The organism is Sphingomonas zeae, assembly GCF_014197135.1.
Taxonomy (GTDB): Bacteria; Pseudomonadota; Alphaproteobacteria; order Sphingomonadales; family Sphingomonadaceae; genus Sphingomonas; species Sphingomonas zeae.
In genome coordinates this window covers 254,280-273,204 of record NZ_JACIFA010000002.1, presented here as the reverse complement: position 1 = coordinate 273,204, position 18,925 = coordinate 254,280, and the positions used below count along the sequence as shown (strand labels likewise).

Annotated in this window: 21 protein-coding genes; 4 read left to right on the top strand and 17 right to left on the bottom strand. The window is 66.3% G+C overall.

The genetic code is table 11. The features are described 5' to 3' along the window. Positions 1 to 68: 68 nt before the first annotated feature. From GGR45_RS04400 to GGR45_RS04385, 4 genes are all read right to left on the bottom strand, one after another. A complete protein-coding gene (locus GGR45_RS04400; RefSeq protein WP_175312925.1) occupies positions 69 to 275 on the bottom strand; it encodes a hypothetical protein in 207 nt (68 codons plus the stop codon). A gap of 27 nt (positions 276 to 302) precedes the next feature. Continuing rightward, the gene (locus GGR45_RS04395; protein WP_175312924.1) at positions 303 to 953 is read right to left on the bottom strand and encodes a sigma-70 family RNA polymerase sigma factor; all 651 of its coding nucleotides are present in this window, start codon (positions 951 to 953) and stop codon (positions 303 to 305) included. Positions 954 to 1,059: 106 nt separating this feature from the next. Then, on the bottom strand, positions 1,060 to 1,197 hold the full coding sequence (locus GGR45_RS04390) for a hypothetical protein (RefSeq protein ID WP_175312923.1): 138 nt from the start codon (positions 1,195 to 1,197) through the stop codon (positions 1,060 to 1,062). A 51-nt stretch (positions 1,198 to 1,248) separates the two neighbouring features. Beyond that, the gene (locus GGR45_RS04385; RefSeq protein WP_175312922.1) at positions 1,249 to 2,049 is read right to left on the bottom strand and encodes a response regulator; all 801 of its coding nucleotides are present in this window, start codon (positions 2,047 to 2,049) and stop codon (positions 1,249 to 1,251) included. Between the two features lie 262 nt (positions 2,050 to 2,311). Between GGR45_RS04385 and GGR45_RS04380 the strand changes: the two genes are divergently transcribed. The 3 genes from GGR45_RS04380 to GGR45_RS04370 all read left to right on the top strand — a co-directional run bounded on the left by GGR45_RS04380 (position 2,312) and on the right by GGR45_RS04370 (position 4,488). Further along, positions 2,312 to 2,467 carry a NepR family anti-sigma factor gene (locus tag GGR45_RS04380; protein WP_246358045.1) on the top strand — a complete coding sequence of 52 codons (156 nt, stop codon included), beginning with the start codon at positions 2,312 to 2,314 and terminating at the stop codon, positions 2,465 to 2,467. A gap of 12 nt (positions 2,468 to 2,479) precedes the next feature. Further along, positions 2,480 to 4,066, top strand: a complete 1,587-nt coding sequence (locus GGR45_RS04375) for a sensor histidine kinase (protein ID WP_175312921.1) — start codon at positions 2,480 to 2,482, stop codon at positions 4,064 to 4,066. A 287-nt stretch (positions 4,067 to 4,353) separates the two neighbouring features. After that, positions 4,354 to 4,488 carry an entericidin A/B family lipoprotein gene (locus GGR45_RS04370; protein WP_007405456.1) on the top strand — a complete coding sequence of 45 codons (135 nt, stop codon included), beginning with the start codon at positions 4,354 to 4,356 and terminating at the stop codon, positions 4,486 to 4,488. A 228-nt stretch (positions 4,489 to 4,716) separates the two neighbouring features. Here the strand turns inward: GGR45_RS04370 and tatC are convergent, their stop codons facing one another. The 8 genes from tatC to argS all read right to left on the bottom strand — a co-directional run bounded on the left by tatC (position 4,717) and on the right by argS (position 11,290). Next, positions 4,717 to 5,508 carry a twin-arginine translocase subunit TatC gene (tatC, locus tag GGR45_RS04365; RefSeq protein WP_175312920.1) on the bottom strand — a complete coding sequence of 264 codons (792 nt, stop codon included), beginning with the start codon at positions 5,506 to 5,508 and terminating at the stop codon, positions 4,717 to 4,719. Then, positions 5,505 to 5,978, bottom strand: coding sequence for a Sec-independent protein translocase protein TatB (gene tatB / locus GGR45_RS04360; protein WP_175312919.1), 474 nt, complete (start codon positions 5,976 to 5,978; stop codon positions 5,505 to 5,507). The genes tatC and tatB overlap by 4 nt, the downstream gene beginning before the upstream one ends. A gap of 29 nt (positions 5,979 to 6,007) precedes the next feature. Continuing rightward, positions 6,008 to 6,244, bottom strand: a complete 237-nt coding sequence (locus GGR45_RS04355; RefSeq protein ID WP_175312918.1) for a twin-arginine translocase TatA/TatE family subunit — start codon at positions 6,242 to 6,244, stop codon at positions 6,008 to 6,010. A 140-nt stretch (positions 6,245 to 6,384) separates the two neighbouring features. Continuing rightward, a complete protein-coding gene (gene scpB / locus GGR45_RS04350) occupies positions 6,385 to 6,996 on the bottom strand; it encodes an SMC-Scp complex subunit ScpB (RefSeq protein ID WP_175312917.1) in 612 nt (203 codons plus the stop codon). Next, on the bottom strand, positions 6,993 to 7,715 hold the full coding sequence (locus GGR45_RS04345) for a segregation and condensation protein A (RefSeq protein WP_175312916.1): 723 nt from the start codon (positions 7,713 to 7,715) through the stop codon (positions 6,993 to 6,995). Before GGR45_RS04345 ends, scpB begins: the two co-directional genes overlap by 4 nt. Before the next feature lie 95 nt (positions 7,716 to 7,810). Further along, positions 7,811 to 8,815 carry a glycoside hydrolase family 3 N-terminal domain-containing protein gene (locus tag GGR45_RS04340; protein ID WP_175312915.1) on the bottom strand — a complete coding sequence of 335 codons (1,005 nt, stop codon included), beginning with the start codon at positions 8,813 to 8,815 and terminating at the stop codon, positions 7,811 to 7,813. Between the two features lie 10 nt (positions 8,816 to 8,825). Continuing rightward, positions 8,826 to 9,566 (bottom strand): SPOR domain-containing protein, encoded by a 741-nt coding sequence (locus GGR45_RS04335; RefSeq protein WP_175312914.1) that lies wholly within the window; start codon positions 9,564 to 9,566, stop codon positions 8,826 to 8,828. Next, entirely contained in the window at positions 9,566 to 11,290 is a 1,725-nt protein-coding gene (argS, locus tag GGR45_RS04330) for an arginine--tRNA ligase (protein ID WP_175312913.1), read from the bottom strand. The genes GGR45_RS04335 and argS overlap by 1 nt, the downstream gene beginning before the upstream one ends. Before the next feature lie 228 nt (positions 11,291 to 11,518). On the opposite strand from argS, the gene GGR45_RS04325 reads away from it, so the two are divergent. Next, positions 11,519 to 11,818 carry a hypothetical protein gene (locus tag GGR45_RS04325; RefSeq protein ID WP_175312912.1) on the top strand — a complete coding sequence of 100 codons (300 nt, stop codon included), beginning with the start codon at positions 11,519 to 11,521 and terminating at the stop codon, positions 11,816 to 11,818. A 150-nt stretch (positions 11,819 to 11,968) separates the two neighbouring features. On the opposite strand, the gene GGR45_RS19985 is transcribed toward GGR45_RS04325, so the two are convergent. From GGR45_RS19985 to ftsA, 5 genes are all read right to left on the bottom strand, one after another. Then, positions 11,969 to 12,127: a DUF4240 domain-containing protein gene (locus GGR45_RS19985; RefSeq protein WP_217498085.1), complete on the bottom strand. Its 159-nt coding sequence runs from the start codon at positions 12,125 to 12,127 to the stop codon at positions 11,969 to 11,971. Positions 12,128 to 12,449: 322 nt separating this feature from the next. Further along, positions 12,450 to 13,616, bottom strand: a complete 1,167-nt coding sequence (locus tag GGR45_RS04315) for a deoxyguanosinetriphosphate triphosphohydrolase (protein ID WP_175312911.1) — start codon at positions 13,614 to 13,616, stop codon at positions 12,450 to 12,452. After that, entirely contained in the window at positions 13,613 to 15,652 is a 2,040-nt protein-coding gene (locus GGR45_RS04310; RefSeq protein ID WP_175312910.1) for an SPOR domain-containing protein, read from the bottom strand. The genes GGR45_RS04315 and GGR45_RS04310 overlap by 4 nt, the downstream gene beginning before the upstream one ends. A gap of 356 nt (positions 15,653 to 16,008) precedes the next feature. Then, complete coding sequence (gene ftsZ, locus GGR45_RS04305) at positions 16,009 to 17,538, bottom strand: cell division protein FtsZ (RefSeq protein WP_175312909.1); 1,530 nt, start codon at positions 17,536 to 17,538, stop codon at positions 16,009 to 16,011. Positions 17,539 to 17,658: 120 nt separating this feature from the next. Continuing rightward, entirely contained in the window at positions 17,659 to 18,918 is a 1,260-nt protein-coding gene (gene ftsA / locus GGR45_RS04300; RefSeq protein WP_175312908.1) for a cell division protein FtsA, read from the bottom strand. Positions 18,919 to 18,925 lie beyond the last annotated feature (7 nt).

The following is an 18,925-nucleotide window of genomic DNA, read 5'->3' as shown; positions in this document are numbered from 1 at the left end:
ACCAATCCCGGACCTGCTTCTCCTGCGCCTTCTCCTTGGGGGGGCGCGTCGGGGAAACACCCCTTCATCTATTTGTAATCACCCGGATCGAAGCGATCGCCCTTGATGTATGGCTTCAAGACTTCCGGCACCGGCGGCGTGGCCGCAGTCAGCAGGAAAGCGGAAAAGATCAGGGACAGCACGCGCATGGCCAGATCGGACAGAACTAGCCCAAAACCGTCAAGCCGATCGCCAGCCATCAAAATGGCCGCCCCGATCAGGATCGGAGCGGCCATCCATTAAAGCCTCAATAAGATAAGCGCTTACCGACCGCCGCTCAACTGGTCGACATCACCCATGATGCTGTCAAGCGCGGTCTTGCTGCTGTCGGTTTCATGCAGGCGACGCGAGGGCAGCGAGCCTTCGGTCAGGATCGCCTCCAGCGCGACGCGGCCACGCGCCACGCGGCTCTTGATCGTGCCGACCGCGACATTGCAGATTTCGGCGGCTTCCTCATAAGCGAAGCCGCCCGCGCCGACCAGGATCAGTGCCTCGCGCTGCGGCTGCGGCAGGTGCATCAGGGCACGCTGCATATCGCCCAGTTCGACATGACGGTCCTGGCTGGCCGGCGCGGCCAGAATGCGGTCGGCGACCAGATCGTCCCACTCGCCCTTGAAGCGCGCACGGCGCATCTGGGACAGATAAAGATTGCGCAGAATGATGAAGGTCCAGGCGCGCATGTTGGTGCCCGCCTGGAAGCGCTTACGCGCGGCCCAGGCCTTGAGCAGCGTCTCCTGCACCAGATCGTCGGCCAGATCACGGCTGCCCGACAATGACCGGCCGAACGCGCGCAGATGGGGAATCACGCGCGCCAGTTCCGCCTTGAACTCGGAATCGGGCAGCGCGACGTGCTCGACGGGCGCAACGGGTGCGTCGTCGTCCTCTAATTCGTCCCGAGTCAGTGGCTGCGTCATGAAAATCCGATCATCGGAAACGGCCGATCCTGCGGCCGTTTCGAAATATAAGGGGCCGACCCTATAATAGCCAGCCGTCCCAAGGGCCTAACCGCTCGAACGCGTGTCAGCGCAACACCAGAAAGGCGAAGATCGCGATCACGAGCACGAGGGAAATGGGCAGGACATACCGCGTAACATGCGGCGTCGATCCTGCCCGAGCGTCCTCTTTGGCGACATGAATGGGTTCATCGGAATCAGCCATGCCTGCCTCAACGCCTTTCGACCGTTTTGGGTCCGTAACTGTAAGTCTTTCTTATTCGGCCGGAACCGTGCTCTGGTCGAAGAACAGCGCCTGGCTGATCGCGGCCTTCACGGTCGACCGCTGGAACGGCTTGGTGATCAGGAAGGTCGGTTCAGGCCGCTCACCGGTCAGCAGACGCTCTGGGAAGGCCGTGATGAAGATCACCGGCACCTCGAACTCGGCCAGGATATCCTTGACCGCGTCGATCCCCGAGCTGTCGTCGGCCAGCTGGATGTCGGCCAGCACCAGGCCGGGGCGATCCTCCATGGCGAGCGCCACCGCTTCGTCACGGGTCACGGCGACGCCGGTGACTTCATGGCCCAGATCGCGCACGATCGTCTCGATATCCATCGCGATGATTGGCTCGTCCTCGATGATGAGCACGCGGGCACGGGTCTGCTTCTCGATCTCGGCCAGCGCCTGGGAGACGAGATTCTCGACCTCGCTCGGCTCCACGTCGATCAGATAGGCTGCGTCCTCGGGCGTGAAGCCTTCCATCGCGGTCAGCAGCAGCGCCTGACGCGACAGCGGCGTCATCCGGGCGAGCCGCGCACGGGCCAGCCCTTCATTGCCATCGGCATCGACGCCGTCATTGTCCAGTTCGTCATAATTGGCCGAGGACCAGATGCCCTGGAACATGCGGTACAGGCCCAGGCGGGGATCGACGTCACGCGGGAACTGATCCGGGGCCGCGACGATCGCCTCCAGCGTGGCGCGGACATATTTGTCGCCGTGCATCTGGCTGCCGGTCAGGGCCCGGCCATAGCGCCGCAGAAAGGGAAGGTGGGGCGCAAGCTGCTGTCCAAGCGACATGGGTAATAATCACTCCCTGAGGTATTCGCGGATGCCTGATGTGCTGACCCCCGCGCATGTTTTCAATGCCGTTTCCCGAAATCCCCGTCCGCCACGCCCTCTGGACGTGCTCTCCGGATTTTTCGTATCGGATCGGGAACCAACAAGATCGAATTTGGTTTCATCGCCACATCAACTATGGCCCAGGCATGACGCCGATCGGCGGTGCCCATGGCCGCCATTGCGTCGGTTGCCCCGCTAGTGGGTCGTGCAGGGGGATATTTTGAGTTTGGGCAACAAGACGAAGAAGACGCCGTCATCGACGCCCCAAAAGGGCGGTCAGAAGGATGCGGGCTCGGCACTTCGCCAAGCGTATCAGAAGACGGTCGACGAACGAATCCCGGACGAGATGCTTGACCTTCTCAGCAAGCTGGACTGAACGTCCGGCTGAATGGCCAGCGTCCCTCCCCAAGATTTCGAGGCCCCCGAACGCCTCCGTCCCGCCCCGCACCGCCTGACCACGGGCGCGAAGCTCGTGCTGGTGCTGGGAAGCACCCTTTTCATCCTGGCAGCCATCGCAGTGTTCGCGACGCTTCAGACGACGCGGCTCGCGGACAGCGAAGCCAGCGGCCGTTTGCGCATTGCCGCCAACGAGGATGCCCGCGCCATCGCCGTCGAGCTGATGGGCGACATGACCGCGCTGCGCGTCGCGGTACGCGCCATGGGTCAAGACCCGCTCGACATGCCGAGTTGCGCGCGGGCTCAAGGCGTCTTTGCGCAGCAGTCGATGACCGGCGCCCGCTTCCTCATCACCGACCGCTCGGGGAAGACGCTGTGCGGCGACCCGCTTCCCGCCGCGCTGCCGACGCCGGTCGACGGTTCCCCCATCGGCGCCGATGTGCTGCCGGGCAAGGGGCTGGTCCTGTCGGTCCAGAGCCAGGACGGCCGCGCCCAGGCCCGCGCCTTCTTCTCCCTGCCCTTCCTCCAGTCGCTGGTCGACCAGAGCAGCACAGCAAGCCCGATCGAATCGGTGCTGGAGCTGGACGGCGAATTGCTGCCCATCCACCAGCTGCCCCGCCAGGGTGCGCTGGCGCGGATGAAGTCGATGCGGACCGAGCTGGGCATTGCCGGACTGGTCCTGCGCACTTCGACGCCCAGCGCGCCGATCACCTCCTCGCTGATCGTTGCACTTGCGCTGCCGCTGCTGATGTGGCTGGCCGCCGTGGTGCTGGGTTGGTTCATCGTCGACCGGCTGCTGATCCGGCCGCTGCGGCGTCTGCGGGCCGTTGTCGCGACCTATCGACCGGGCGAAGTCCTCGACATTTCGCAAGTCGAGGCCGCACCCGCACAGGAAATCCGCGATCTGGCGGACACGTTCGAGGCGATCACCCGCACCGTCGCCACCCATGAAGCCGGGCTGGCCGAAGGACTGGTGCGCCAGACGAAGCTGACCCGCGAGGTCCATCACAGGGTCAAGAACAACCTCCAGGTCATCTCCAGCCTCATCAACTTCCATGCCCGGGGCGCGACGGGTCCGGAGGCCATGGCCGCCTATTCCTCGATCCAGCGTCGGGTCGATGCGCTGGCGGTCGTCCATCGGCATCACTTCGCCGAGCTGGAGGAAAATCGCGGGCTCAATCTGCGCACGATGATTGGAGAGCTGGCCGCCAATATCCGAGCGACCGCGCCGGAAGGCGCTGCTGGCATCGGCATCTCGCTCGACGTGGCACCCTTGCTGGTCAACCAGGACGTCGCCGTCGCCGTCGCCTTCCTTGTGACCGAGACGATCGAACTGGCGATGAATTGCGACCCTGCCGCACAGATCCGTGTCGCGATCAAACCCGCCGAGCAGGAAAGCCGCGCCGTCGTCCGCGTCATCTCGCGCGCGTTGGTCGAGACGGACGAACTGCGCCACCTGATCGGCAAGCGGTACGGACGCGTGATGGAGGGGCTGGCACGGCAGCTTCGGGCACCGTTGCACCATGATCCGTTGACCGGAGCCTATGAGATCGCGATCCCGATCGTCGGGCGCGACTGAATTTTTTCAAAAAAAATTGGCGGTTTGAAAAAAGGTGGGAACCCCTGCCTCGGCAGTGTGTTCTCCTCTTCGGATAGCGAACTTATGCCCCCCCCGCTCTCGCTGTCCAAGCCATAGGCCTGGAAGCGTCCACCCTCCCCCCCCCGGTGACGCTTCCAGGCCTTAATCTTTTCCGGGCCTGCTTGTCCGATTCCCTCCCCCTTTTCCCGCGTGCCGGCCGTGACAGGTCCGGAACGAATAAGCGCGTGACGCATTGGGCAAAACGGATTTGGTGAAGGAGATAGAGAATGCGTAAGCTGATGGGTCTGGCGATCGTCGCCGGTGCACTGCTGGTCAGCGCCTGCAACACCGTCGAAGGCGTGGGCCGCGACGTGAGTTCGGCTGGCAATACGGTTGCCAAGACGGCGGACGACGCGAAGTAAGCCCTTCACCCGGCTGACCATGCGAAGGGCTCCGGCGGATATCGCCGGGGCCTTTTTTCTTTGAAGATCGGCCGGCGGTCGCCGCTTTCGGTTTCGCTCAGACCGAACGAACCGAGGGAACAGCGTCCATATATCCACCTGAGCGAAGACGAACGCCACGCCCGCCCGCTATCACAAAAAAGGCCCCGGCTTTCGCCGAGGCCCCACGTCCAAAACGACCCTCTACAATCACGCAGTCGCGTCGGCTTCCTCATCTTCTTCCACCGCGACCTGTTTCGATCGCGCGCGCTCGGTGAACCAGATACCGATGATCGCCAGCTCGTAAAGAATGATGAGCGGCACCGCGAGCAGCACCTGCGACATCAGGTCGGGCGGGGTCAGGACGGCTGCGATCGCGGTCGCCGCGACGATCGCATAGCGCCGCGCTCCGATCAGTTGCTTGCGGGTCACGATGCCCGCCCGCTCCAACAGCATCAGCAGCACCGGCAGCAAGAATGCGAGCCCGAAGGCAAAAAGGAACTGCATGACGAAGGACAGGTAATTGCCGATCGCGGGCAGCGCCTCTCGCTTCACGCCGCCGACCATGCCGTCGAAGCCCAGCAGAAAGTGCAGCGCCATCGGGATGGCGATATAATAGGCCATCGCCGCCCCCATCAGGAACAGCACCGGCGTCGCCAGCAGGAAGGGCAGAAGCGCCTTCTTTTCCTTGCGATAAAGGCCAGGCGCGACGAACTGCCACAGCTGGTTGGCGATCACCGGGAACGAGATCATCATCGCGGCGAAGAACGAAACCTTCACCTGGACGAAAAACGCCTCGAAAATCTGGGTATAGACCAGCGTCCCCTGCCCGGCCCGCAGCAACGGCTTGGCGAGGAAGCCGAAAATCGCTTCCGAAAAATACATCGATACCGCAAAGGCCAGCCCGATGGCGACGATGCAGTAGAGCAGCCGACGTCGCAGCTCGATCAGATGCTCGAGCAAGGGCGCGCGGCTGGCGTCGATCTCGTCCTGGTCGGTCACGATGCCGCCCCCTCGGTCCCGCGCGAGGGATGCGTGCTCACGGGCGCAGGCGCGACCATGGGCTTTTCCACCATCACCGGTTCATCGCTGTGATCGGGGTGGGGATCGCCATGGTCATGGGCGTCGCGATGAGGCGCATCGGCGGCCGGCGCCTGATGCGACGCATCCAGCAAGGCCGCCGGGGTCGCTACTGCTGGCAGATCGGCATCGACATGCGGCACCGGCGGCGTATCGGCGGCATGTTCGCGCATGATCCGCTCATTCTCCGCGGCCCAGCGCTTCTCCATTTCCTCCAACTCGGCCTCGCGGACCATATTGTCGAAGCCCTGCCGGAACTGGCGGGTGACGCCACGCGCCTTGCCCACCCAATAGCCGACGACGCGCATCGCCTTGGGCAGGTCCTTGGGGCCGATCACGACGAGCGCGACGATGGCGACCAGCAGGAACTCGCTGGAGTCGATATTGAACATGGAGGTCCGGTATCAGCTGGCGGACCGGATCAGCGATCGTCGCGCACGCGCTCGCCGTCGCGATCGAAGGCGGGCTCGGCCGACTTCTGCACCTCGATCCGCGCCGACGGCTTGGCGGGTGTCTCGTCTTCCTCGGCCATGCCCTTCTTGAAGTTCTTCACACCCTTGGCGACGTCGCCCATCAGGCTGGAGAAACGCCCGCCGCCGAGCAGCAGGATCGCGACGATCGCGAGAACGACAAGATGGATCGGGCTAAAGCTGCCCATGGCACGTCTCCTGGAATTTATATTCTATCTAGGGCTTGGCATCGCCAGCGGCAATGGTCGACCGTGGGAATAGCCCCGAACCTGGGATGCGGGAGCCGTGGCCGAGCATTGTGACGCGGCCATGACGCAAAGGAAAGCGCTCAATCGCCGTCATCTGCCGCCGATTCCGCGGGCGTATCGGACATGTCCCCGTCGCCCATCCGCTCCAGCGCCAGATCGACCGGGTCGAGCAACCCAGCGGCGCGTAAATCTTCGAGCCCCGGCAGATCACGCCGACTGGTCAGCCCGAAATGCTGGAGAAAGGCGGGCGTCGTCGCATAGATGAGCGGCCGCCCCGGCACCTCGCGTCGCCCGGCGGGGCGTACCCAGCCCGCCTCCATCAGTACGTCGAGCGTGCCCTTGGAGATCGCTACACCGCGAATCGCCTCGATCTCCGCGCGGCTGACGGGTTCCTGATAGGCGATGATCGCCAACGTCTCGATGGCGGCGCGCGACAGGCGGCGTGCTTCCTCGCGATCCCGGCGGAGCAGATGGGCGAGGTCGGGCGCGGTCTGGAAATGCCAGCGGTCGCCGCGCCGGACGAGGATGATGCCTCGCCCGCGATAGTCCGCCTCCAATTGCTCCAACGCCGCGCGGATATCCCCGCCCTTCCCCACACCGACATGCGCACGAATCGAGTCGATCGCCATCGGTTCGGGCGAGGCGAACAGTACCGCTTCCACGGCGCGAACGGTCGCGTCGATCCCGGTCATGCGGGCTGGCGGATCAGCAGCGGGGCGAAGGGGGCGGCCTGGCGGAGTTCCACCTTACCCTGACGCGCCAATTCCAGCACCGCCAGAAAGCTCGACGCCAACGCCGATCGTCGCAGCCGCTCGCTGCCCTCGGGTAGGAAGGTCTCGATTGCGGACCAGTCGACCCGGCTGCCGACCAGTAGGGACACGCGCTCCAGGGCGGCTTCCAGCGTCATGACCTGTCGGTCGGCGACGACATGCATGACCGGGCGGGTCCGCGCGTTGATCCGGCCATAAGCAGAGATCAGGTCATACAGCTCGGCCTGCCACATCGCCTTGCGCTGCACGGCCAGCCCCTCCGGCGCGCCGCGCGCGAACACGTCGCGGCCCAGCCGGTCGCGTGCCATCAGCCGCGCCCCGCATTCGCGCATCGCGGCCAGCCTCTCCAGCCGAAGTTGCAGGCGCAGCGCCATTTCCTCGGGGTCGGGCTCTTCCTCGGGCTGGCGCGGCAGCAGCAGCGAGGATTTCAGATAGGCAAGCCAGGCGGCCATCACCAGATAATCGGCCGCCAGTTCCAGCTGCATCCGCCCGGCCTTGTCGACAAAGCGCAGATATTGTTCGACCAGCGCCAGGATCGAAATCTGCCGCAGATCGACCTTTTGCGACCGGGCGAGCGACAGCAACAGGTCGAGCGGCCCCTCCCACCCGTCCAGATCAAGCGTCAGCTGTTCCCCCGTCATGATGCGCGACCCTAGCCGCGATCATCCGGGATGGCGAGACGGCGCGTGACGACCCGATCCTCTCCCAATCTGGGCTTAGGGATGGATAGGCGTCCCTAAGCGACCAGCGACAGCAGCGCGTCGCGGCGGGCGATCAGTTCGGCGAAATCGCCCTCGCCCGGCCCGACACTGGCCATGGCACGGTCGAGCCGACTCCGTGCCGTTTCGCCGATCGGCGGCACGCGGCCGGCGATCTCGACCATCTCGTCCATCCGTGCCCAGCAGTCGAGGACGAGATCGCATCCGGCCGCCAAAGCGCCCGCCGCCTTCTCGCCCGCCGTCCCCGACAGCGCCTTCATATCGATATCGTCGGTCATCAGCAGCCCGTCGAAGCCGATCCGTCCGCGGATGATCCGATCGATCACGGTCGAAGACAGGGTCGCAGGCCGCTCGGCATCCCAGGCCTCGAACACGATATGGCTGGTCATCCCCATCGCCGCGCCCGACAAGGTGATGAAGGGTTCGAGATCGACCTCCAGCTCCGCCTCGCTGGCGGTGACGGTGGGCAGCAAATGGTGCGAGTCGACCAGCGCGCGACCATGGCCGGGCATGTGCTTGACCACACCGACGACACCCGCCGCCGCCAGCCCCTCCAGCATGGCGCGGCCGAGCGCGGCCACCTGCATCGGGTCGACCCCATAAGCGCGACTGGCGATCGCGTCGGTCGTATCGGCCTGCGCCACGTCAAGCAGCGGAGCGCAGTCGACGGTGATTCCCACTTCGCGCAGCATCACGCCCAACGCCTGGCCATTGGCGCGCATCGCCTGGATCGCCGACATCGGCGCCTTCTCGTATAGCTGCGCAAAAACCGGCCCGGCGGGGAAAGCGGGCCATTCGGGCGGCCCCATACGCGCGACCCGGCCCCCTTCCTGGTCGATCAGGATCGCCAGATCGTCACGCCCCGCCAGGTCCCGCAAGCTATCGGTCAGTGAGCGGACCTGCACCCGGTCGACGATGTTGCGCTTGAACAGGATATAGCCCGCCGGTTCGACCGAGGCGAAGAACGCCCGCTCGTCGGGGGTCAGCACCGGACCGGACAGGCCGAAGATGACGGGGATCATGGGCGGGCAATCAGCTGGCGACGAAGCAGCTCTCGCCCGCCACGCGCAGGCGGCCGCAGATGTCGGCGGCCTGGTTGGCCGAACCGGCATTCACGCGCAGGCGATACAGGGTCTTGCCGTTGGAGGCGACCGGCTGAACCACCTTGCCGAGCGCGGCGACATAGGAAAAGCGCTTGGAGAAGCGATCCCAGGCGGCATTGGCCGAGGACTCACTGGGATAGGCGCCCAACTGGACCATCGCGCCGCCGGTCGGGGCGGCAGCGGGCGCCCGCGCCGCCGCGACGGGCGCCGGGGCGACAAGCTTGCCACCCGATTCCGGCACCTGCGCCACCGCGTTGCGGCCGCCATTGGGCTCGGCAGGCTTTTGGACAACGCGCGTGCCGTTCATCGGTGCTTCGGGCACGGCGCGCAGATCGATCGCGCCCGTGCCGCCGGGCTTGCCCGCGCTGGTCGCGATCGCGGTGTTACCCTCCCCCTTGACCTTCAAGCCGCCGGGATCGGCCGGGCGGACCTTATAGTCGCCCTCCGGCGCGGCGATCAGCGCGCCGTCGCCATCCGCTGCCGCGCGGTTCGCCTGCCATTTGTAAAAGGCGAAGCCGATCGCCGCCAGGATGGCGAGACCGACGATGACCAACGCCATGACCTTGCCGATGCCGACACCTTCCGGCTCATCGGCCTCGACCGTTTCGAGCCAGGGCAGTCGATCCGCCTCATCCAGATCCAGGGCACGCCCGTCCGTCTCGTTCGCCATCACTTCATCTCCGACACGGCTTCGACGCCCATCAGGGCCAGGCCGTTACGTATGATCTGCCCGATCCCGTCGCTGAGGAAAAGACGTGCGCGCGTCAGTTCGGCATCTTCCGCGATGAGAAAGCGACGATCCACCCGGTCGTTGCCGACATTCCAGGCGGCATGGAAGGCGGCCGCCAGATCATAGAGGTAGAAGGCGATGCGATGCGGCTCGCGCGCCGCCGCCGCCGTCTCGACGATGCGCGGGAACTGGGCAGCGAGTTTGACCAGCGCCAGATCCTCCGCGTCGAGCAGCGACAAGTCGGCACTGCCTTCCGCAATCCCTGCCTCCGCCGCGCGGCGTTTCAGCGAGGCGATCCGGGCATGGGCGTACTGGACGTAGAAGACCGGATTGTCCTTCGACGCCTCGACCACCTTGGCGAAGTCGAAGTCCATCTGCGCGTCGGCGCGGCGGGTCAGCATGGTGAAGCGCACGACATCCTTGCCGACCTCGCGCACGACATCGGCGAGCGTGACGAAGTTCCCCGCGCGCTTCGACATCTTCACCGGCTCGCCGCCCCGCAGCAGGCGGACCATCTGGACGAGCTTGACGTCGAACTTGGTCTTGCCACCGGTCAGCGCCTCGACCGCCGCGACGATCCGCTTGACGGTGCCCGCATGGTCCGCCCCCCAGATGTCGATCAGCTGATCGGCGGACTGCGCCTTCTGATAGTGATAGGCCAGGTCGGCGCCGAAATAGGTCCAGGCCCCGTTCGACTTCTTGATCGGGCGATCCTGATCGTCGCCAAACTGGCTGGAGCGGAACAGCGGCAGCTCGACCGGCTCCCAATCCTCGGGCGTCTCGCCCTTGGGGGCCTCCAGAACGCCGTCATAGACGAGCCCGCGCGAACGCAGCTCGGCCTCGGCGGCCTCGGGCTTGCCCGCCGCCTGCAACTCGGCCTCCGAGGAGAAGATGTCGTGATGGATGCCGAGCAGCGCCAGATCCTCACGGATCATCGCCATCATCGCCGCCACGGCGCGAGTGCGGAACAGGACCAGCCATTCGCTTTCGGGCGCATCGACGAACTTGTCGCCGAACTCCGCCTTCAGCGCCTCGCCCACCGGCTTGAGATATTCGCCCGGATACAGGCCTTCGGGAATCTCGATCGTCTCGCCCAGCGCCTCGCGGTAGCGCAGATGCGCCGACCGCGCGAGGACGTCGACCTGGCCGCCCGCATCGTTGACATAATATTCGCGGATGACCTTGTGGCCCGCAAACTCCAGCAACGTGGCGAGCGCATCGCCCACCACCGCGCCACGACAATGACCCATATGCATCGGCCCCGTCGGATTGGCCGAGACATATTCGATGTTGACCGTCACCCCCTGCCCGCGCGTCGAGCGACCATAATCTCCGCCCGCCGCCGGAATCGCGGCCAGCTCGTCGCGCCAAGCCGCATCGGTCAGCCGCATGTTGAGGAAGCCCGGCCCCGCGAGCGACACGCTGTCCACCTCGTCCAGCTTGCCCAACTCAGCGGCAATCGCCTCGGCCAGCACACGCGGGTTGGTGCCTGCGGGCTTGGCCAGCACCATCGCGGCGTTGGTGGCCAGGTCGCCATGGCTGGCGTCGCGCGGCGGTTCGACCGTCACATTGCGGCGATCCAGCCCGCCGGGCAGCGTGCCGGCGGTGACCAGCGTGTCCAGCGCCGCGTCGATATGCGCGGCAAAGCGGGTGTAGAGCGTCATCACATCGTCCGATCGGGGTAGCAAAGCGTTGCGCTCTAGCGAAATCGGGCGCTGGCTTCAAACCATGGCGTACCTGGCCACGGGACGATTGCACCCACTGCAATCAGGCAGAACCCCTTTGCAGTTGCGCCTCATGCTGCATCGCAATATTTCGGTATACGAAAGTACAGCGCGGACAACGCGCGAGAGGACCTGATCCGGCTCAACGCAAATGCGGGAGTTTCGATCATGCGCAAGACCATTCTGATCCTGGCCGCCACCGTCGCCGCCGCCGTCCCCACCATCGGTGCGATCGCCGCCGAGGGCGAGCAGCGCTTCGTCCACGAGGGCAGCACCTATGTCTATACCCGTTCCAGTCAGAACGGCCAGTCGGTGATCCAGGGCCACCGCTATCCAGGCGGCGAGCCGTTCCGCTTCGTCGTGAAGGGCCACCGCGTCACCGGCACCACCGGCAACACCCCGGTTGCCTTCACCACCGACGAAGCGCGCGGCGCGCTGGGCGCGGGCGTCGAGACCAGCGCTCGCTGATCTCTGTCTGACGGCTTTAAGAAAAACGGCCCCGTGCCTCCGATAGGAGGCGCGGGGCTTTTTCGTGAAGCCGAATCCGCCGGAGCTACGATCCGAAGCGCTTCCAGAAGCAAACGCTTCGAACTCCATGTCGCTATGCATCCGAACTCGTCAGACCGGCCACTGCGTCCGGATCGGCAAGAACCTTTTCGAATTCGCTCGCCCGCGCGAGATCAGCCAAGTTCGAAAATATTCAAAGCCGTCATCCGATACGCCGCCCTTAGCTACTTTGGCGGCGCGCCATAGGTCCCATCGATATGATCGGATCATCGCCTCTTAAAACAACGGCGGAATGCGGCAATCTGGTTCGGCGTCGGCCGTTCGAGCGATGTGCAAAGATCAACCAACTGGGTATCCTCATCGTCGTCCCATGTTGCGGAGTGATCGACCGGCATCCGGAAATCGGGGCGGCTTAACCGGTCTCCGCCGATAACGGCCGGCGTCCATATCCCGATCTTGGCAACCCTAGAACTGCCCTTATACGGAGCGAACACCGCCAAGACTGGTGCTACGATCACCAGGAATATGATACCCTTCACGCCGATCCCAACCCCGTAGAGCGACGGTTAGTGATGCGGGTGGGGTCACAGCATCAAAACCCCTCCGGCAAGTCAATCGCGCCCACGACCTGCTGATAACACCGTACCGCATAACGATCGGTCATGCCCGCGATGAAGTCCGCGATGTGCCGACTGCGCGCTGGCTCTTCCTCCGGCAAGCGTTCGCGCCATTCCTCGGGCAGTTGTGCGGGGTCGGCGTGGTACGCCGCGAACAGCCCCTTCACGATGCCATGGGCCGCGTCCGCCGCCGCCAGCTGGCGCGGGTGATGATAGAGATTGGTGTACATGAAGCGCTTCAGGTCGCGCTCCTCGACGCGCATCGCGTCGGAAAAGCCGACCAGTGCCCAGCCCGCCGCGCGGACATCCGCCACGTCGCTCACCCCGCTCTCGGCAATGCGAATGCGAGTTTCGGCGACGAGGTCGTTGACCATCACGCCGATCTGCGAGCGGATCAGTTCGCTCGCCAGCCGCTTCGGGGCGACCTCGGGGAATTGCGCCCGCGCCGCGTCCCAGCCGCGCGCGACCAGCGGCACGGCCAGCAACTGATCCAGCGTCAGCAGCCCGGCGCGCAGGCCGTCATCGATATCATGATTGTCGTACGCGATGTCGTCGGCCAGCGCCGCGACCTGCGCCTCCAGCGAAGCATGGCTGTCCAGATCCAGCGGGAAGCCCGCATCCGCCTCCTGCAACGCCCAGCCGGGATGGCGCACTGGCCCGTTATGCTTGGCCAGCCCCTCCAATGTCTCCCAACTGAGGTTCAAACCGTCCCAACGGGGATAAGGCCGCTCGATCTCGGTCAGGGTGCGCAGCGTGTGGCCGTTATGGTCGAACCCGCCATGATCGGCGAGCGCCCCCTTCAGCGCATCTTCGCCCGCATGGCCGAAGGGCGGATGGCCGATATCGTGCGCCAGGCAGAGCGCCTCGGTCAGATCCTCGTTCAGCCCCAGCGTGCGCGCGATCGTCCGGCCGATCTGCGCCACCTCCAGGCTGTGGGTCAGCCGGACGCGGAAATGGTCGCCATCGGGCGCCATGAAGACCTGGGTCTTGTGCCGCAGCCGCCGGAAGCTGATCGAATGGATGATCCGGTCGCGATCGCGCTGGAACGCATCGCGTGGTCCGCGTGCCAGGGCCGTGGCCTCGTCATGACGACGGCCACGGCTGTGTTCGGGAAAGGAAGCCCAGGGTGCGAAGCGGCTCACTTCGCGTCGAGCCGCGTTACCGCCTGCCCTGCGTCGCTGGTCACGGGGAAGGCCGACACCCCCTTCTTGGCGAGCTGATTGACGAAGGCGCGCGCCTCCGCATCGGTCTTGAACGGGCCGGTCAGGACGCGATGGGTCGCGCGCAACGGGGTCTTGTAACCCTTGTGGCCCGCAAACATTTCGGGCGCCTTGGCCTTGGTCGCGGCCCAGGCCTTGGGCAGATCGTCCTCGTTCGCGCCGCCTGCGACCTGAACCCAGATACGCTCCGGATTGGCGCGGGCGCGCTTCTTTTCCTCGGCCGCTTCCTTGGCGGCGAGCGCCTTTTTATCGGCCTCGGCCTTTTTGGCGGCCAGTGCCTTCTTTTCGGCAGCGGCCTTGGCGGCGGCGGCCTTGCGCTCGGCTGCGGTCGGTGCGCGCGGCGCCTCTGCTTCGGCGGTCTTTTCGCGCGCTTCCTTATCGCGCTCCGCCTTGGCGCGCGCCTCCGCCACGACCCGTTGCGCGCCACTGCTCACCGGAGTCGCGGCGGCCATCGCGGCCGGGCGCTCGGGGCCTTCCACGCCCAGTTCGGACGCGGGAATCGAGAGGTTGGCGACGATCCGTGCCAGCACCGAGTCTTCCCGCGCCGCGCGTGTCGGCACCGGAGGGGTACGGCGGGACGCCACGCGCGTCGGGCGCGGTGCGGGGATGGGCTCCTCGGCCTTGCTCGGCAGCGGCTGCACCATCGCGGTCGCAACCGGCGCAGGAGTCGCTAGCACCGGGTCCGGCGCGGGCACGGTCTGCACCATCTGAAGCGGCGGCGTGGCCGTGGTCGCAGCAGGCACAGGCTGAACGATCGCGGTTGCCGTCGCCGGAGTCGTCGCGGCCGGAGCCGTCGCGGACACGGTGGGCAGCGGCTGGATCATGGGACGCGCGGTGTTCGACGCCATCTCGACCGGTGCGCGTGTTGCGGGCGCCGTCGGCAGCGCGCCAGTGAAGCCGGGTTGAGGTTGAGGTTGAGGTTGAGGTTGAGGTTGAGGCCGCGCTGACGCCTGGGGCAACGGCTGGATCATCTGCATCGGCGATGCCGCCGCGACGACACGGGGCGTGGTTGCCGATGCCACCGCCATCGGCGCAGGGCTTGCCGCCACCGCCGTACCGCGCGAAATGCGTCCACCGCGCCGCCGATCCTCGCGCGCCGCCGGGGAAGCGGACGGAAGAACGGGCGCAGAGGCGAGCGCCACCGGCGCCTGCGGGGTCAAAGGCGGCAGGTTGGGCGCCAGCCGTGCGTCGGCCAGCCGCTCCGGCGTCGCACGCGTTTCACCGAAATGGACGGCAAAGGCACGATCGACGGCGGGCAGGCTCGGCAGCCGCTGGAAAAAGGGTTGCAGCCCCTGCGCCAGTTGCGGCGGCATCATCGTCGACGCGATCCGCGTCGCTTCAGGCAGATCGCCGCCCATCGCCAGGATGAAGGCGCGCGCGCGCCACGCCGCGCGATCGGTCTTGCGCAACAGTGGGTCGAGTTGCTCGAGCGCCTGATCGCGCTGCCCCGAGATGCCCAGCGACAGGGCATAGCGACGGATGATCTCGTCACTCGGCGCATTGGCCAGCGCGAGACGATAATCGCGCTGCGCCCGCGCCTGATCGCCGATCAGGTCATAGGCCAGTCCCCGATCACCCGCGAAGCGCGCAGGCGGCAGCCCCGCCGCCTCCGCCTGGGTGAAGTAGCGAAGCGCCTCGCCCGGTCGTTCCGAACGGACCAGGATCGACGCCATCCCCGCTTTGACGCGCGGATCGCGGGCATCGACCTTCTCCGCACGCGCCAGCAGCGAGGCGGCGCCCGACAGATCGTCGAGATGGATGGACAACTCCGCCGCCTCCACCAGCGCGTCGACATTGCGGGGGTTCTGCGCGACGCGGCGCATCACGTCCCCCAGCTTGTCGGCGTCGGTGGTGCCGGGAAGCGGCTGGACCACTTCCTGCGCGAACGACGGCATGGGTGCAGCCGCAAGGGCCAGGGCGAGCGCCAGCGAGGCGCGGGGAAAAAATGCGAACGTCATGGGACCGTGGCTCATAAAGCGTGTTTCGCGGCGCACGGCAATGCCCCTCGCACACCCGCGCGCCCGATTGCTCCGGGCGGTCGACCAACAGGCGAAAATGATGGTGCGGTGGGTCGTCGGGGTTAGGTCTATCGTTGGCGCGGTGGCGTGCGGAAAGCCCCTCCCCCAACCCCTCCCGCCTGCGGGAGGGGAGAAGTGTGACGGCCGCCCTGCGCGCTCCCCCTCCCGCAGGCGGGAGGGGGGTCGGGGGGAGGGATTGGCTCAAACCTCGTTCCGATCGAAACAGAAAAGGCCCGCGCGATCGTCTCGCGCGGGCCTCTTTGCTCATCCTCATCCCGGCACGCCGGGGCAGGATATTACTGGTTGTTCTGTCGATGCAGGAAGCGCGGGATGTCGAGCGACGAGTCCGACCCGCCCTGGCCATTCTCATCCCGCTGCGCACCGCGCGCGGCGTTCGACATACGCTCGAACAGCGTGCCGCCCAGCTTCACGCGCGGCGCGGGCTGTGCGGGGGCTTCCCCGGCCTCACTGCCGGGTGCCAGCCAGCGTCGGCGTGCTTCGTCGCTTCCCGGAGCGGGCTCGGCGGCAGCGGGTTGGGAGGGTGCGGTCGGTGCGGGCACGATCGTGTCAGCGCCCAGCACCAACTCGTCATCCGCCGCCGGAGCCGGGGCCGGAGCTGCCGCGGGCTTGGCCACCGGCGCGGCGACGGTCGACGCGACAGGAGCCGCCACCGGAGCGGGGGTCGGCGCAGGCGCGGGGGCCGGCTGCTCGACCGGCGCGGAAGCAGCTACGCTGGCCTGCGGTGCGGACGCGGCGGGTTCGCTGGAGCGATGGCCCGGCGTCTCATCCGACTTGCGCGCCATGCCGCCCATGCTGAATCCGCTGCGGTTCGATTCCGAAGGCGACGGCGCAACCTTCACGTCGGCGTCGATGCCGGTCGCGACGACCGATACGCGGATGCGGCCTTCCAGTTCGGGATTGAACGCCGAACCCCAGATGATGTTGGCGTCGGGATCGACCAGTTCGCGGATATGGTTGGCCGCCTCGTCAACCTCCAGCAGGCGCATGTCGTCGCCGCCGGTGATCGAGATGATGACGCCCTTGGCCCCCTGCATCGACACGCCATCGAGCAGCGGGTTGGCGATCGCCTTCTGCGCCGCCTCGATCGCGCGATTGTCGCCGGTGGCTTCACCGGTGCCCATCATCGCCTTGCCCATCTCCTGCATCACCGAGCGGACGTCGGCGAAGTCGAGGTTGATGAGGCCCGGCATGACCATCAGGTCGGTGATGCCGCGCACGCCCTGCTGCAACACCTCGTCCGCCATCGCGAACGCTTCCTTGAAGGTGGTGTTGGCATTGGCGATCAGGAACAGATTCTGGTTGGGGATGACGATCAGCGTATCGACGTACTTCTGCAGTTCCTCGATGCCGCCATCGGCCGACTTGGCGCGACGATTGCCCTCGAACGCGAACGGCTTGGTCACGACGCCGACCGTCAGGATGCCCATGTCGCGCGCCGCCTTGGCGATGACCGGAGCCGCACCGGTGCCGGTGCCGCCGCCCATGCCCGCCGCGATGAAGCACATGTGGCTGCCTTCAAGCAGCTTCGACAGGTCCTCGATCGTCTCCTCGGCCGCCGCACGGCCGATTTCGGGACGACTGCCCGCACCCAGGCCTTGCGTGATCTTGGCACCCAACTGGATACGCTGCGGCGCGATCGACTGTTTCAGCGCCTGCGCGTCGGTGTTGGCGACGAGGAAATCCACGCCCTGCACCTCGGCGCGCATCATGTTCGCGATCGCGTTGCCGCCGGCACCGCCGACACCGATCACCGCGATGCGCGGCGTCAGTTCGTCGACCTCGGGTGCGATGAATTCGATGCTCATCCCAAATTTACTCCGCCGTTCCCGATCGGTACGCAAAGACCGGGCCCCTGAATTCATCGTTAGTGCACCAGTCCTGTGCCCGGTGCCAACCCAAAAGCGTCAAGCCTATGACGCTTTTCTCTAATAATTTGCCTTCGCCGCCTGAATCAGCCGCCGGAACAGCCCCATCCCGCTCGGCCGGTGCACCGTCTGGTTCACCGCCGGAATGCTGCGCAGGTCGATCGGGTCGGTCGCGGCATAGAAAGCCAGCCCCGCGAGCGTCGCGAAAGCCGGTCCGCCATGCGCATCGGGCAGGCCGGTCAACCCGCGCGGCCGGCCGATCCGGACCGAGCGGCCCAGCGCCTGCTGGGCATAGTCGGCGATGCCCTTCAGCTCCGCACCGCCGCCGGTCAGCACCACCTGGCGCCCCACCGGCCCCTCGAACTTCAGATGCTGGAGCGCCTTGCGGATTTCGCCCATCTGATGTTCCAGCCGCTGGCGGATCACGCCGATCAGCTGCGCCTTGGTGATCTGCATCGTGTCTCCGCCATCTTCCGCAGAAATGGGCGTCACCTGGAGCATGTCGTGATTGTCGCGCGGGGACGCATTGGCCGAGCCGTGGAAGCACTTCATCCGCTCGGCCATCTGCCGCCGCGTGCCGAACGCCGAGGCCACATCATCGGTAATGTCCGCCGCGCCCATCGGCAGCGAGCAGAGCCCGACCAGCATCCCGCCGGCGAACAGCGAGACATTGGTGATCCCCGCCCCCATCTCGACCAGCGCGACGCCAAGCTCGCGCTCTTCGTCCGACAGACAGGCCAGGCCCGTCGCGACGGGCGCGGCGATGATCGACTTCACCTCCAGATGCGCAGAGCGGACGCACAGGTCGAGGTTGCGCACCGGCGATCCATCGGCGGCGACCACATGGATATGCACGCCCAGCCGGTCGGCATGAAGCCCCAGCGGCTTTTTCACGCCGGTCAGCCCGTCGAGCGTATAGAGCGCGGGCTGCGCGTGCAGCACCATGCGCCCCTGCGGATCGATCGAGTTGCGCCCGGCCGCCAGCAGCGCGTCGATGTCGCCCTGTTCAACCTGATGGCCGCCCAGCTCGAACTCGACCTCGGCCACGTCGGACACCAGGCCACCGGCCGAAAAGCCGACCCAGACATTCTCGATATTGAGCCCCGCGATCCGCTCGGCCTGTTCGACCGCCTCGCGCACCGCCGCCTCGGTCGCGCCCATATCGGCGATATAGCCGCGCTTGACGCCCCGGCTCTCGCGCTGGCCGGTGCCCAGCACGATCAGTTCGCCGCCGTCGCCCTTGCGCGCGATCAGCGCCGACACCTTGGACGACCCGATATCCAGCGCGGTAATCAACCCTTCGGGTGCAATCTTCGCCATGACCTTG

Coding starts and splice junctions, on each gene's coding strand:
- GGR45_RS04345 (WP_175312916.1), bottom strand. CDS start 7,715: ATGACGGGGGAACAGCTGACGCTTGATCTGGACGGGTGGGAGGGGCCG.
- GGR45_RS04325 (WP_175312912.1), top strand. CDS start 11,519: ATGCGCAAGACCATTCTGATCCTGGCCGCCACCGTCGCCGCCGCCGTC.
- GGR45_RS04335 (WP_175312914.1), bottom strand. CDS start 9,566: ATGGCGAACGAGACGGACGGGCGTGCCCTGGATCTGGATGAGGCGGAT.
- GGR45_RS19985 (WP_217498085.1), bottom strand. CDS start 12,127: ATGATCCGATCATATCGATGGGACCTATGGCGCGCCGCCAAAGTAGCT.
- GGR45_RS04375 (WP_175312921.1), top strand. CDS start 2,480: ATGGCCAGCGTCCCTCCCCAAGATTTCGAGGCCCCCGAACGCCTCCGT.
- argS (WP_175312913.1), bottom strand. CDS start 11,290: ATGACGCTCTACACCCGCTTTGCCGCGCATATCGACGCGGCGCTGGAC.
- GGR45_RS04340 (WP_175312915.1), bottom strand. CDS start 8,815: ATGATCCCCGTCATCTTCGGCCTGTCCGGTCCGGTGCTGACCCCCGAC.
- GGR45_RS04390 (WP_175312923.1), bottom strand. CDS start 1,197: ATGGCTGATTCCGATGAACCCATTCATGTCGCCAAAGAGGACGCTCGG.
- GGR45_RS04355 (WP_175312918.1), bottom strand. CDS start 6,244: ATGGGCAGCTTTAGCCCGATCCATCTTGTCGTTCTCGCGATCGTCGCG.
- scpB (WP_175312917.1), bottom strand. CDS start 6,996: ATGACCGGGATCGACGCGACCGTTCGCGCCGTGGAAGCGGTACTGTTC.
- GGR45_RS04400 (WP_175312925.1), bottom strand. CDS start 275: ATGGCCGCTCCGATCCTGATCGGGGCGGCCATTTTGATGGCTGGCGAT.
- ftsA (WP_175312908.1), bottom strand. CDS start 18,918: ATGGCGAAGATTGCACCCGAAGGGTTGATTACCGCGCTGGATATCGGG.
- ftsZ (WP_175312909.1), bottom strand. CDS start 17,538: ATGAGCATCGAATTCATCGCACCCGAGGTCGACGAACTGACGCCGCGC.
- GGR45_RS04370 (WP_007405456.1), top strand. CDS start 4,354: ATGCGTAAGCTGATGGGTCTGGCGATCGTCGCCGGTGCACTGCTGGTC.
- GGR45_RS04385 (WP_175312922.1), bottom strand. CDS start 2,049: ATGTCGCTTGGACAGCAGCTTGCGCCCCACCTTCCCTTTCTGCGGCGC.
- GGR45_RS04395 (WP_175312924.1), bottom strand. CDS start 953: ATGACGCAGCCACTGACTCGGGACGAATTAGAGGACGACGACGCACCC.
- tatB (WP_175312919.1), bottom strand. CDS start 5,978: ATGTTCAATATCGACTCCAGCGAGTTCCTGCTGGTCGCCATCGTCGCG.
- GGR45_RS04310 (WP_175312910.1), bottom strand. CDS start 15,652: ATGACGTTCGCATTTTTTCCCCGCGCCTCGCTGGCGCTCGCCCTGGCC.